The following is a 13,551-nucleotide window of genomic DNA, read 5'->3' on the forward strand; positions in this document are numbered from 1 at the left end:
TTTCAGGTCGGCGTACCTCGCACAAACACCTCGATCAGTTCCCTCTCCCTCCGGGAGAGGGTTAGGGTGAGGGCAGCAATCGCCCGCCGAACACAAAACCTGATGCCACACTGAAAAACCTTTTTGACAGCATCACATTTCAACAGGTTAGAATCGCTGGCACGCAGACTGCATGGTCAGTTTGTGCCCGTCTTTACGCTTCTGGAGTACTGCCTTTGAATGCGACGACCATCAACAGCCTGTTCTTGATCGGCGCGTTGCTGGTAGGCGCAAGCATTCTCGTCAGCTCCCTCTCCTCCCGTCTCGGCATCCCGATTCTGGTCATTATTCTTGCAGTCGGCATGGCCGCCGGGGTCGATGGCGGCGGGATCATTTTCGATAACTACCCGACGGCCTATCTGGTCGGCAACCTCGCACTGGCGGTGATCCTCCTCGACGGAGGTTTGCGCACGAGGGTGTCGAGTTTCCGCGTGGCGCTATGGCCGGCGTTATCGCTGGCCACGGTCGGGGTGTTGATTACCACTGGCCTGACCGGCATGGCAGCGGCATGGCTGTTCGACCTCAATCTGATTCAAGGCCTGCTGATCGGCGCCATCGTTGGCTCAACCGACGCCGCAGCGGTGTTCTCGTTGCTTGGTGGCAAAGGCCTGAACGAACGGGTGACGGCCAGCCTGGAAATCGAATCCGGCAGCAACGACCCGATGGCGGTGTTTCTCACCGTGACCTTGATCGACATGCTCGCCAGCGGCCAGACCGGCCTGCACTGGAGCCTGTTGACCCATCTGATCCGCGAGTTCGGCATCGGCGGTGTGATCGGTCTCGGCGGTGGCTGGCTGATGCTGCAACTGGTTAACCGCATCAACCTCGCTGCCGGTCTGTATCCGATTCTGGTAATCGCCGGCGGGCTGGTGGTGTTCGCGTTGACCAACGCCCTGCACGGCAGCGGCTTCCTCGCCGTTTATCTGTGCGGTCTGGTCATCGGCAACCGCCCGGTGCGCAGCCGCCACGGCATTCTGCATATGCTCGACGGCATGGCCTGGCTGGCGCAAATCGGCATGTTCCTGGTGCTCGGCCTGCTGGTGACGCCGCACGATTTGCTGCCGATCGCCCTGCCCGCTCTCGGTCTGGCGCTGTGGATGATTCTGTTTGCGCGGCCGCTGTCGGTGATGGTCGGCCTGCTACCGTTCAAGGCCTTCCACGGTCGCGAAAAAGCCTTTATTTCCTGGGTTGGCCTGCGCGGCGCGGTACCGATCATTCTCGCGGTGTTCCCGCTGATGGCCGGGCTGCCGAATGCGCAGCTGTACTTCAACCTCGCGTTCTTTATCGTGCTGGTGTCGCTGCTGGTGCAGGGCACGAGCCTGCCGTGGGTCGCCAAGCTGCTGAAAGTCACGGTACCGCCGGAGCCTGCGCCGATTTCCCGGGCGGCGCTGGAAGTCCACGTCACCAGCGAATGGGAGCTGTTCGTTTACAAGCTCGGTGCGGAGAAATGGTGCATCGGTTCGCCCCTGCGCGAACTGAAAATGCCCGAAGGCACACGTATCGCCGCCCTGTTTCGTGGCCAGCAACTGCTCCATCCGTCGGGTAGTACGGTGCTGGAAGTCGATGATTTACTGTGTGTTATCGGCCATGAACACAACCTCGGCGCCCTCGGAAAACTGTTCAGCCAAGCGCCGCAGCGCGGTCTCGATCTGCGCTTCTTCGGTGATTTCGTGCTTGAAGGAGACGCCCAGCTTAAAGCGGTTGCCGCACTCTATGGCCTGCCGGCCGAGGGTATTGATCCGGACATGACCCTGGGCGCCTTCATCGCCCACAAAGTCGGTGGCGCACCCATCGTCGGCGACCAGGTGGAGTGGAACAACACCCACTGGACGGTTGCGGTCATGGACGGGAACAAGATCGGCAAAGTGGGCGTCAGATTCCCCGAAGGAAGTCGCCCGGGCCCCGGGCTCTTCCTCTAAACTGCGTCCACTCTCACTTGCTTGACCGGTCTCTATGCCTACCCTGCGCTCCTTTTTCGCCGCGGCCCTGCTGGGCCTGAGTCTCACTGTCGGCCCGCTGTACGCCGCCGAACCACCGTCCAGCGACGCCGTGCAGGCCAGTCTCGACAAGCTGGCCGACAGCAAACTGCCAGATGCCGATAAAAAGGCCCTGCAAACCATCTTGCAGAGCACGCTGACTCAACTGAACAATCAGCGTGATTACGCACAAAAGCTGATCGACCTCAAACAGCAGCTAGCCACGGCGCCGAAGCAGACGATCGAAAACACTCGCGAACTGACGCGCCTAAAGGCCACGGCGGTCGTGCCGGTGGCACAGCGTTTTCCCAAGGAGTCGATCCAACAGCTGGAGCAGATCCTGACGGATCGCTCGACCCAGCAAAGCGATCTGCAAAAAGCGCTGGCCGACGCCAACAGTCTGATCATCACTGCCCAGACCCGTCCCGAGCGCGCCCAGGCGGAAATTTCCGCCAGCCAGACGCGCATCCAGCAGATCAACAACATCCTCAAGTCCGGCAAGGACGCCGGCAAGACCGTCAGCAGCGAGCAACGTGATCAGTTGAACGCGGAACTCGCAGCGCTGAACGCGCTGATCCCTTTACGCCGCCAGGAGCTGGCCGGCAACAGCCAGTTGCAGGATCTGGGCAACGCCCAGCATGACCTGCTCTCGGAGAAATCCGACCGCCTCGACCGCGAGATCCAGGAACTGCAGACGCTGATCAATCAGAAACGTCTGGCGCAGTCGCAGGAAACCGTGACCCAGCAGTCGATCGAAGCGCAAAAGGCCGGCAGCAGCAGCTTGCTCGCCACTGAGAGCTCAGCCAACCTCAAGCTCTCCGACTATCTGCTCAAAAGCACCGACCGCCTCAACGAAGTCACCCAGCAGAACCTGCAGACCAAGCAGCAACTCGACTCCCTGACCCAGAGCGATGCGGCCCTCGATGAGCAGATCAACGTGCTCAAGGGCAGCCTGTTGCTGTCGAAGATTCTCTACAAACAGAAACAAGCCCTGCCACGACTCAAGGTCGATCGTGATCTGGCGGATCAGATCGCCGACATTCGCCTGTATCAGTTCGACGTCAGCCAGCAGCGTGAACTGTTGAGCAATCCGGCGTCCTATGTCGACAGCCTGCTGGCCACTCAGCCGCCGGAACAAGTCACCCCGCAGTTGCGTAAAAGCCTGCTGGATCTGGCCAACACCCGCGTCGATCTGCTGGAGCGCCTGAACCGCGAATTGAGCTCGATGCTCAACGAATCGATCACCCTGCAACTCAACCAGAAACAACTGCTGAGCACCGCGCAGAGCCTGCGTGCGACCCTCGATGAGCAAATGTTCTGGATTCCCAGCAACAAGCCGCTGGATCTGGAGTGGATGCGGGGTGTACCGGAGCGGTTGAAACGTCAGGTTGACACACTGCCGTGGGCCTCCAGCCTGAGCGAGCTGACCGACGGCCTGACCCAGCGACCACTGCTGTTTCTGCCTCTGGCATTGCTGATCGGCGCACTGCTGTGGCGCCGCAAAAGTCTCTACGGTCGCCTGAACAAGGTTCACCAGGACATCGGCCATTTCAAACGCGACAGCCAGTGGCACACACCGCAGGCCATTCTGATCAATATTCTGCTGGCGATGCCGGTGGCGCTGGGCCTCGCCTTGTGCGGACTGGCCTTGCAGATCGACGCGCGCGGCCAGAACGCCAACATGGGCGCAGCGCTCCTGCAGATGGGTCAGGCGTGGCTGGTGTTCTACACCGCCTATCGAATCCTTGCGCCCGGCGGTGTGGCCGAATTGCACTTTCGCTGGGAAAAACCCCAGGTCGAATTCCTTCAGGGCTGGGTACGCCGGCTCGGGCTGGTGGTCATGGCGCTGGTGGCCGTGGTGGCGGTCGCCGAATTGCAACCGGCGGCGCTCGCCGACGATGTACTCGGCATGCCAGTGGTGCTGACCTGCTACGCGTTGATGGCATGGCTGCTCAGTCGCTTGCTGATCAGCAGCCCGGCCCACGAAAACGCCTCGCTGTTCCGCAAAGCCGTCGGCGTGATGTTCACCCTGCTGCCGATCGCGCTTTTTGTCGCTGTATGTTTCGGCTACTACTACACCGCCCTGAAACTCAGTGACCGACTGATCAACACCCTGTACCTGCTGATGTTCTGGCTGGTGATCGAAGCCACCTTCGTCCGTGGCCTGAGCGTTGCAGCGCGGCGCCTGGCCTACCAGCGCGCCCTGGCTAAACGTCAGGCGGCGAAAGAAGCCGGCGACGGCGAAGCGGTGATCGAAGAGCCAACGCTGGATATCGAAAAGGTCAACGAACAGTCCTTGCGCCTGATCCGCCTGGCCCTGCTCGGCGGCTTCATCGCCGCGCTGTACTGGGTCTGGTCGGACCTGATCTCGGTGTTCTCGTACCTCGACAACATCACCCTCTACGAATACACCAGCGGCACCGGCGCCAACATGAGCATGGTGCCGATCAGCATCGGCGACATGCTTGGTGCGCTGATCATCATCGGCATCACCTTTGCTCTGGCGCGCAACTTGCCGGGCCTGCTCGAAGTGTTCGTGCTGTCCAAGCTCAATCTCGCGCAGGGCAGTGCCTATGCGACCACGACGCTGCTGTCGTATGTGATTGCCGGCGTTGGCTTCGTCTCGACCCTGTCGACGCTGGGCGTGAGTTGGGACAAGTTGCAATGGCTGGTGGCGGCGCTGTCGGTCGGCCTCGGTTTCGGCATGCAGGAGATTTTTGCAAACTTCATCTCCGGCATCATGATCCTCTTCGAACGCCCGGTGCGGATCGGTGACACCATCACCATCGGCAACCTCTCAGGCACGGTGAGCAAGATCCGCATCCGCGCCACGACCATCACCGACTTCGACCGCAAGGACATCATTGTCCCGAACAAGACGTTCATCACCGGGCAATTGATCAACTGGTCGCTGACCGACACCATCACCCGCGTCACGCTGAAACTCGGCGTCGACTACGGCTCCGATCTCGATCTGGTCAAGGAACTGCTGCTCAAAGCTGCCCGCGAGAACCCGCGCGTGCTCAAGGAACCCGAGCCGCATGTGTACTTCCTCAACTTCGGCGAAAGCACCCTCGACCACGAGTTGCGCATGCACGTGCGCGACCTCGGTGACCGCAACCCGGTGCTCGATGAGGTCAACCGCTTTATCAACCGCGAGTTCAAGAAGCAGCACATCAACATCTCGTTCCGCCAGATGGAGGTTTATCTGAAGAACCTGCACGGACAGGAATACAAGATGGTGCCGATCGAGCCGGAAACGAAAACCATCGTGCCGATTGCCGACGATCAGAAACCGTTGCAAGAGCCGCCGCCGGCCAAACTCGACTAACCGGTCTAATCCCAGCAGAATGCTCGGACATTCTGCTGGAGCCGGCCCTTGAAAGCCCTCGACGAACTGACCTTCGACAATCACTTCGCCCACCTGGGCGATGCGTTCTCCGCCCACGTGCTGCCCGAGCCGATCGACAATCCGCGTCTGGTCGTGGCGAGCCCGGCGGCCCTGGCATTGCTCGATCTCGATCCGACGACCGCCGAAACCAACGAATTTGCCGAACTGTTTGGCGGCCACAAGCTATGGGCCGATGCCGAGCCGCGGGCGATGATCTATTCCGGGCATCAGTTCGGCGGTTACACGCCACAACTCGGCGATGGTCGCGGGCTGCTGCTCGGGGAGGTCTACAACACTGCCGGCGAGCATTGGGATTTGCACCTGAAGGGTGCCGGGCAGACGCCGTTTTCGCGCATGGGCGATGGCCGTGCGGTGCTGCGTTCGTCGATCCGCGAGTTCCTTGCTTCCGAGGCGCTATACGCGCTGAACATTCCTTCGTCGCGCGCGGCGTGCGTGATCGGTTCCGACACCCCGGTCTGGCGCGAAAAGCAGGAACGCGCAGCGATGGTCCTGCGTCTGGCGCCGAGCCACATCCGCTTCGGCCACTTCGAATACTTCTATTACACCAAGCGCCCCGAGCAGCAGAAGCAGCTCGGCGAACACGTGTTGGCGATGCACTTCCCCGAATGCCGGGAACAACCTGAACCGTATCTGGCGATGTTCCGCGAAATCGTCGAACGCAACGCCGAACTGATTGCCAAATGGCAGGCCTACGGTTTCTGCCACGGCGTGATGAACACCGACAACATGTCGATCCTCGGCATCACTTTCGACTTCGGCCCGTTCGCCTTCCTCGACGATTTCGACGCCAACTTCATCTGCAACCATTCGGATGATCAGGGGCGTTACTCGTTCAGCAATCAGGTGCCGGTCGGCCAGTGGAACCTAAGTGCATTGGCTCAAGCGTTGACGCCGTTCATCAGCGTCGAAGCCCTGCGTGAAACCCTCGGCTTGTACCTGCCATTGTTCCAGGCGCACTACCTCGACCTGATGCGCCGCCGCTTCGGATTCACCACCGCCGAGGAAGACGACCAGAAGTTGCTGGAAGACCTGCTGCAACTGATGCAGAACAGCGGCGTCGACTACACGCTGTTCTTCCGCCGACTCGGTGAAGAATCCGCCGAACAGGCCGTCGCCCGTTTGCGCGACGATTTCGTCGACATCAAGGGCTTTGATGCCTGGGGCGAACGCTACGTCGCCCGGGTTGCCCGCGATGGCGACGCCGATCAAGAGCAGCGCCGAGCGCGGATGCATGCAGTCAATCCGCTGTACATCCTGCGCAATTATCTGGCGCAAAAAGCCATCGATGCGGCTGAGCAGGGGGATTACTCAGAGGTACGCCGGCTGCACGCAGTGTTGAGCAAGCCGTTTGAGCAGCAGCCGGGGATGGAGGCTTATGCAGAGCGGCCGCCGGAGTGGGGCAAGCATTTGGAGATCAGTTGTTCTTCCTGAACCAACATCAGGTAAACACATCGATTGGCACATTGAAGCGCTCTGCCAACCAACGAATCTGGCGCAAGTTAAGCTTGCGCTTGCCGTTCAAAATCTCCGACACAACCGACTGAGTACCAACACCCGGCAAGTCGCTCTGAGTCAGGCCGTGTTCACGCATCATGTAACCGAGAACCTCTTCGCCACTTGCCTGGGCCATGGGGTGATGGGTGTGATCCAATTCTTCGATCCAGTCACCGATGATGTCGACCAGGCTCATCAACGGGTGCGACTCATCATCGCCGGTAATTTCCAGCAGTTCGTCGACTGCCAATACCAAAGCATCGTAGTCGTCTTCGTTTTCTGGCCGATGCAGCGAGCGAGGAAACAAACCCGGGTTTTGGTCCGCGCCGGAATCAATCCAAACATTCTCAAATCCAACAGAGCTCCCGGCGAGAGAAAAAACCGTTTGGGCATTTAAGAATTTTAGATATTCAGAGCCCTTCAAAAGCTCCGAGAGTGGAAGGCGTTTAACTGTCTTGGCGGTCATAGGAATGGTATTTCGCTCAGGTCTGAACAAGATGACCGATTAGATAAAAATACAGATAGTCAGCCTCCGCGCAGACGTGCGTAGGCCCTTTCCTCAACTGAGGAAGGTAATGACCTACAGATCAATTCCTTGATAATCGCGACTTTGCCTCCAGATCAGTCTCATAGACTTCCTGCCTGAGAGCCCATCATGTCCGAACCACTCCTCATCCCCTGCCCCTCCTGCAACGGCCTCAACCGCATCCCCGCCGAGCGCCTTGCGGACCAGCCCAAGTGCGGACGCTGCAAATCCGCTGTGCTGCTGAACAAACCCTTCGATCTCAAGCAAGGCGATTACGCCAGTCAGATCAAGGGTGATCTGCCGTTGCTGGTGGATGTCTGGGCGGAATGGTGTGGGCCGTGCAAGTCGTTTGCGCCGGTGTTCGAGCAGGCGGCGGCGCAACTGGCGGGCAAGTGCCGCTTGGCCAAGCTTGATAGCGAGGCGAATCAGCAGTTGTCGGCGCAGTTGGGGATTCGTTCGATTCCGAGTTTGATTCTGTTCAAGAACGGAAAGGAAGTGGCGCGGCAGAGTGGTGCGTTTCCGTTGCCGCAGTTGATCGCGTGGCTGCGTAGTCAGGGTATCTGACACACCGTCAAACAATGTAGGAGTGAGCCTGCTCGCGATAGCGTCCTGTCAGCCAACACTTGAGTGACTGAAAGGAAGCTATCGCGAGCAGGCTCACTCCTACAGGGGATCTGGGGGATCTGCGTAGCTCAAGAGTGATCTTCGAGCAAATTGTGCAGTTCGACGAATTGCTGGGTCAGCTTGTGCCGGGGATCGAGGTGGATCAGCGGCATGCTGGCCTGGTGTGATTCGCGCATGCGCACCGAACTGGTCAGATACACCGGCAGTACCGGTAAACCTTCGGCAATCAGCTCATCGAGAATCTGCTGCGGCAGGCTAGCCCGGGCCTGGAACTGGTTGACCACGATGCCTTCGACTTCCAGACCTTCGTTGTGGTCGTCCTTCAACTCCTCGATTTCCGCGATCAGGCCGTACAGAGCCTGACGGGAGAAGCTGTCGCAATCAAAAGGAATCAACACGCGATCAGCGGCAATCAGCGCCGATACCGCGTAGAAATTCAGCGCTGGCGGCGTATCGAGGTAAATCCGGTCGTAATCCTCGGACAACTCGTCGAGCAACTTACGCAGCTTGTTGATCTTGTGCTTGGCCTCAAGCTTGGGCTGCAGGTCGGCCAATTCGGCAGTCGCGGTGATGATGTGCAGGTTGTCGAACGGGGTTTCGTAGATGTCCGCCTGATTCTTTTTCGAGAACGGGCCGGAAGACAGGGTCTGTTTGAAGAAGTCGGCAATACCCATCGGGATGTCGTCGCCGGTGAGCCCGGTCAGATACTGAGTGGAGTTGGCCTGGGCATCGAGATCGACCAACAGCGTGCGATAACCCTCGCTGGCGCTGACCGCCGCCAGATTGCAGGCAATGCTCGACTTGCCTACGCCACCTTTCTGATTGAACACCACGCGCCGCATGACCAAACCTCCGTGTATCAAAGAATGACCGAGTGTAGATGTGCGCGACGTTGCTTCGCTACCTTCATGGACGCGGACTACAGAGTCAGGAGCAAAAATCCACGGACAGCTAGGGTAAAAACCGCCATTGATCGCCGAGATACCCGACAGACAAGCCGCCGACAACCTGGATAATGGCCAAGTGACAGTTTTCTTGCGAACCATTCGGTACATTTCATTGCGCAAAATGTAACCAGCATTTGCTACACACTCCTCTCACCGGGATAATGCGCGCCACTCGGCGCCCTGCGCCACGTCAAGCCTGCCGCGGCTTGGGCCGACTCAATGCGTCAACAAAAGCCCGCAGGGGCGGGATGAATGTCCGTGATCAACTTCAACATCGCCCAATGGCGCGCGTGGGCCCCAGGCCTCGACGGCGTGGACGCCTGGCAGGCCTGGAGCCGACAACCGGTCGTGCTCCAGCGCAGTGATGCCGCGCCCGATGTGTCGTTTTTGCCGGCCATGCAGCGCCGTCGCCTCAGCCGACTGGCACGCATGGCGTTCAGCGTTGGCTGGCCCCTCGCCGACGGACGGGAGAATCTGCCGCTGGTGTTTGTTTCGCGTCACGGCGAAACCCCGCGTACCTACGAGATCCTCAGCGATCTGGCCAACGAACAGCCGCTGTCACCGACGCAGTTCAGCCTGTCGGTGCACAACGCGATCATCGGCCTGTGGTCGATCATGCGCGGTGAAACCAGCGAAATGACCGCCCTCGCTGCTGCTGGCGACGGCCTTGAGCACGGCATGCTGGAAGCCGCTGCCCTGCTCAACGAAGGCGCTCCGGCAGTGCTGCTGGTGATCACCGAAGAACAACCGCCCGAAGCCTATTCGGCGTGGATCGATGATGTGCCGTTTCCCTACGCACTCGGTCTTTTGCTCACCCCCGGTACCGACTGGCGGCTGACCCTGAACAGCGCCACAGAAACACGGTCAAAAGCGCACTGGCCTCACGCGCTTAATCTGTTGCGCACCCTGCTCGGCCAGCAACCCCTTTGCCAACATGCCTGGAAAAATCGTGTATGGACCTGGCAACGCAACCCGTGACCGAAAAAAACCGCGATGCCTATTACTGGCGCCTGCTGGCCACCGCCGCAAGCTTTGCCCTGTTCGGGCTAGGCGGGCTGTGCCTGCGTGTGCTGGTGTTTCCGTTGTTGGGTTGCCTGCCCGGTGACGCCGTCTCGCATCGCCAACGCGCGAGGGAGACCGTCAGTCGGCTGTTCTGGTTCTTCGTGCGGTTCATGGCCCGGACCGGCGTGCTGACCTATGACATTCAGGGCGCCGAACGTCTCGGCCGCCCCGGGCAGATGATCATTGCCAACCATCCTTCGCTGATCGACGTGGTGTTCCTGATCGGTCTGGTGCGCCAGGCCAATTGCGTGGTGAAGAAAAGCCTGTGGGAAAACCCTTTCACCCGTGGCCCGTTGCGCAGCACTGAATACATCAGCAACGACGGCAGCATGGACATGCTCGATGCGGCCGCCCAATCCTTGCAAAACGGCCAGACCCTGATCATTTTCCCGGAAGGCACGCGCACCCAGCCGGGGCAGGCGCCAGCCTTCCATCGGGGCGCTGCGGCAATTGCCCTGCGCGGTGCGAAAATCCTCACGCCGGTGGTCATCAAGGTCAGCCCGACCACACTGACCAAAGCCGAACCCTGGTATCGGATCCCCCGCCGCCGCGTGCACTTCAGTTTTCGCGTCGGGGCCGATATAGACCCACAGACTTTCGCCGCGCAGGGACCCGCACCGCAAGCCTCGCGCAAGCTCAACGATTATTTGCACACCTATTTCATTAAGGAGCTCGCCGAAGATGAGCGATCTGCACCGTGACATCAAACTGCTGATCATCGATGCCCTCGGCCTCGAAGACATCAGCGTCGACGACATTGGCGACGAGCAGACGCTGTTCGGCGAAGGCCTAGGCCTGGATTCCGTCGACGCGCTGGAACTGGGCCTGGCCATCCAGAAGAAATACGGCATCAAGATCGACGCCGACGCCAAAGACACCCGTAACCATTTCACCAACGTGGCCAGCCTTGCGGCGTTCGTCACGGCAAAACAGGCAGCTTGAGACCGGACCATGCAAACTCGTGACGATATTTTCAACACCCTGCGCGATGCCTTGGTCGAGCTGTTCGAACTGGATCCTGCCCGTGTGAGCCTGGAGTCCAATCTGTATCAGGATCTGGAAATCGACAGCATCGACGCGGTCGATCTGATCGATCACATCAAGCGCCAGACCGGCAAGAAAATTGCCGCCGAAGAATTCAAATCGGTACGCACGGTCGGTGACGTGGTCGAGGCGGTCTACCGTCTGGTTCAACCGGCCGCATGAGCCGACTGATCGGCCTCGGCCTGCTGCTGGCCGGTCTGCTGTATCCCTTTGCGGTGTATTTCGGCATGGAGCATTTTGCTCCGTGGCAGTTCGGCCTGCTGTTGGGCAGTCTCTGGCTGGCACGGGCGCTGACCGGCGAGCGCAAGCCCGGCAGCCTGTGGATGGCTGGCGTGGCCATTGTGTTCTGCCTGCTGCTGGCGCTGTTCGACAGCCCGCTGTTGCTGCGCTGGTATCCGGTGCTGATCAGCGGTTTCATGCTGGTGCTGTTCAGCCTGAGCCTGAAATTCGGTCCGCCGATGGTCGAGCGCCTGGCGCGCTTGCGTGAGCCAGAGTTGCCGGACATTGCGATTCGCTATACGCGAAAGGTCACGGTGGCCTGGAGCGTGTTTTTCTTCTGCAACGGTTTGTGCGCCGCCCTCCTGACCCTGTGGGCGCCGCTGAATTGGTGGATGTTGTACACCGGCCTGATCTCCTATGGATTGATCGGCCTGATGTTTGCCATTGAATGGCTGATACGACAACGGGTAAGAGGCCGCACATGAATTGGATAAAACTTGAGCAGCTGTTGCTCAAGCCTGTGCCGGCGCGGGCCATCAGCCACGCACCGGCCCTCGATCACGCGCACCTGTGCGAACAGGCGCTGAGCATTGCCGCCGGTCTGCAAGCGCAGGGCGTGAAGCGCCTGGCTGTGCATCTTGAGGACGCCGCCGAACTGGCCATCGCTTTGCTGGGCGCATGGCGTGCCGGCGTCAGCGTGCTGCTGCCCTCGGACCTGCAAGCGCAAACCCGCCAGCGTTGGTCCGCTGACGTCGATCTGTGGCTGACGGATCATGCCGATGACGCGCAACTGAGCGACTTTAATCAGCCGCCATTGCCCGGCGCCGAACTGGATCTCGACCGGTGCCGTCTGAGCCTGTGCACGTCCGGCTCCAGCGGCGAGCCCAAGCGCATCGACAAGACCCTGTGCCAACTGGCCAACGAAGTTGAAGCACTGGAGCAACTGTGGGGCACGGACCTCGGTGAGGCCTGCATCATCGGCAGCGTCGCCACCCAACACATCTACGGTTTGCTGTTTCGCGTGCTGTGGCCGCTGTGCGCCGGGCGCGCTTTTGTGCGACAGCAACTGGCCTTCCCGGAAGATATGCAGCGCGCCAGCCGCGAATACCCGGCCTTCGCCTGGGTCGCCAGCCCGGCGCTGCTCAAACGCATGGGCGACAACCTCGACTGGCCAGCCCTGAGCGCCGTGCGCCGGGTGTTTTCCTCCGGTGGGGCGTTGCCGCTTGAGGCCGCGCAGAGTCTGCAACAGCGCTTGCAGCAGTGGCCGACGGAAATTCTCGGCAGCTCGGAAACCGGCGGCATTGCCTGGCGTCAGGGTGAACAACTGTGGCAACCGTTCGCCGGTGTCGAGCTGAGCCAGGATAACGACGGCGCTCTACTGATCGCTTCACCTTACCTGCCTGCCGGACACGTCGAGCACACCGCTGATGCAGCGCGCATCGCCGCCGATGGTCGTTTCGAACTGTTGGGGCGGTTGGACCGGATCGTCAAACTCGAAGAAAAACGCATTTCTCTGCCCATGCTCGAACAAGCGCTGGTGACCCATGACTGGGTCGCCGAAGCACGTCTCGGCGTGGTGCAGGAAAATCGCGCCTCCCTCGGTGCACTGCTGGTGCTTAGCGAGGCCGGCCTGTTTGCCTTGCGGGAACACGGCCGCCGCAACCTGACCGAAACCCTGCGCCAGCATTTGCGCCAACACTGCGAAGCGCTGGCTTTGCCGCGACGCTGGCGGCTGGTGCGGCAATTGCCGTTGAACAGCCAAGGCAAGCTGCCGCAGGTCGATATCGAAGCGCTGTTGATGGCGCCGCGACCGAAAGCGCCCGAGGTGCTGGAACAAGTCGAAAGCGCTGGCGAGTGGAGCCTGCAACTGAGCGTGCCACCGGACCTTGCCTACTTCAGCGGCCACTTCCCCAAGGCGCCGGTATTGCCCGGCGTGGTGCAGGTGGAATGGGCGTTGAACCTGGGTCGCCAATTGCTCAACCTGACCGGCCCGTTTGCCGGTATGGAAGTGCTGAAATTCCAGCAATTGGTGCGGCCCGGAGATGAAATTCAGCTGCATCTGCGGTTTGATCTGGAGCGCGGCAAGTTGTATTTCGCTTATCGCAATGACACGGCGACCTGCTCCAGTGGGCGGATCCTTTTGGGTGCAGAGCATGGTTGACCTTCGTGAGTGCTGCGCACTCAATCGCGAGCAGGCTCGCTCCCACA

Annotated in this window: 12 protein-coding genes; 10 read left to right on the forward strand and 2 right to left on the reverse strand. The window is 60.3% G+C overall.

Annotated features, from left to right (window positions below; translation table 11 throughout):
* The first annotated feature begins 215 nt into the window (after positions 1–215).
* From PMI23_RS12065 to selO, 3 genes are read left to right on the forward strand one after another with little or no spacing between them, the layout of a single operon-like run.
* Positions 216–1,958, forward strand: coding sequence for a potassium/proton antiporter (locus tag PMI23_RS12065; protein WP_007909521.1), 1,743 nt, complete (start codon positions 216–218; stop codon positions 1,956–1,958).
* Positions 1,959–1,992: 34 nt separating this feature from the next.
* On the forward strand, positions 1,993–5,346 hold the full coding sequence (gene mscK / locus PMI23_RS12070) for a mechanosensitive channel MscK (RefSeq protein WP_007909519.1): 3,354 nt from the start codon (positions 1,993–1,995) through the stop codon (positions 5,344–5,346).
* A 48-nt stretch (positions 5,347–5,394) separates the two neighbouring features.
* Complete coding sequence (gene selO, locus PMI23_RS12075) at positions 5,395–6,858, forward strand: protein adenylyltransferase SelO (protein ID WP_007949840.1); 1,464 nt, start codon at positions 5,395–5,397, stop codon at positions 6,856–6,858.
* A gap of 7 nt (positions 6,859–6,865) precedes the next feature.
* Here selO and PMI23_RS12080 read toward each other — a convergent pair whose 3' ends face one another.
* Positions 6,866–7,258 carry a helix-turn-helix domain-containing protein gene (locus tag PMI23_RS12080; protein WP_177321051.1) on the reverse strand — a complete coding sequence of 131 codons (393 nt, stop codon included), beginning with the start codon at positions 7,256–7,258 and terminating at the stop codon, positions 6,866–6,868.
* 318 nt (positions 7,259–7,576) lie between these two features.
* Between PMI23_RS12080 and trxC the strand changes: the two genes are divergently transcribed.
* Positions 7,577–8,011 carry a thioredoxin TrxC gene (gene trxC / locus PMI23_RS12085; RefSeq protein ID WP_007909512.1) on the forward strand — a complete coding sequence of 145 codons (435 nt, stop codon included), beginning with the start codon at positions 7,577–7,579 and terminating at the stop codon, positions 8,009–8,011.
* 128 nt (positions 8,012–8,139) lie between these two features.
* Here trxC and PMI23_RS12090 read toward each other — a convergent pair whose 3' ends face one another.
* The gene (locus PMI23_RS12090) at positions 8,140–8,913 is read right to left on the reverse strand and encodes a ParA family protein (RefSeq protein WP_007909511.1); all 774 of its coding nucleotides are present in this window, start codon (positions 8,911–8,913) and stop codon (positions 8,140–8,142) included.
* 357 nt (positions 8,914–9,270) lie between these two features.
* Here PMI23_RS12090 and PMI23_RS12095 point away from each other — a divergent pair, with 357 nt between their 5' ends.
* The 6 genes from PMI23_RS12095 to PMI23_RS12120 are packed head-to-tail and all read left to right on the forward strand — an operon-like array spanning position 9,271 to position 13,504.
* Positions 9,271–9,996, forward strand: a complete 726-nt coding sequence (locus tag PMI23_RS12095; protein WP_007909510.1) for a beta-ketoacyl synthase chain length factor — start codon at positions 9,271–9,273, stop codon at positions 9,994–9,996.
* Entirely contained in the window at positions 9,972–10,781 is an 810-nt protein-coding gene (locus tag PMI23_RS12100) for a lysophospholipid acyltransferase family protein (protein ID WP_007909508.1), read from the forward strand. The genes PMI23_RS12095 and PMI23_RS12100 overlap by 25 nt, the downstream gene beginning before the upstream one ends.
* Positions 10,762–11,022: a phosphopantetheine-binding protein gene (locus PMI23_RS12105; protein ID WP_007909506.1), complete on the forward strand. Its 261-nt coding sequence runs from the start codon at positions 10,762–10,764 to the stop codon at positions 11,020–11,022. Before PMI23_RS12100 ends, PMI23_RS12105 begins: the two co-directional genes overlap by 20 nt.
* A gap of 9 nt (positions 11,023–11,031) precedes the next feature.
* Positions 11,032–11,286 carry an acyl carrier protein gene (locus tag PMI23_RS12110; protein ID WP_007909503.1) on the forward strand — a complete coding sequence of 85 codons (255 nt, stop codon included), beginning with the start codon at positions 11,032–11,034 and terminating at the stop codon, positions 11,284–11,286.
* Positions 11,283–11,828 carry a hypothetical protein gene (locus tag PMI23_RS12115; RefSeq protein WP_007909501.1) on the forward strand — a complete coding sequence of 182 codons (546 nt, stop codon included), beginning with the start codon at positions 11,283–11,285 and terminating at the stop codon, positions 11,826–11,828. Before PMI23_RS12110 ends, PMI23_RS12115 begins: the two co-directional genes overlap by 4 nt.
* Positions 11,825–13,504 carry an acyl-CoA synthetase family protein gene (locus PMI23_RS12120; RefSeq protein ID WP_007909499.1) on the forward strand — a complete coding sequence of 560 codons (1,680 nt, stop codon included), beginning with the start codon at positions 11,825–11,827 and terminating at the stop codon, positions 13,502–13,504. The genes PMI23_RS12115 and PMI23_RS12120 overlap by 4 nt, the downstream gene beginning before the upstream one ends.
* Positions 13,505–13,551 lie beyond the last annotated feature (47 nt).

The sequence above is a fragment of the Pseudomonas sp. GM24 genome (genome assembly GCF_000282235.1).
In the GTDB taxonomy this organism is placed as follows: Bacteria; Pseudomonadota; Gammaproteobacteria; order Pseudomonadales; family Pseudomonadaceae; genus Aquipseudomonas.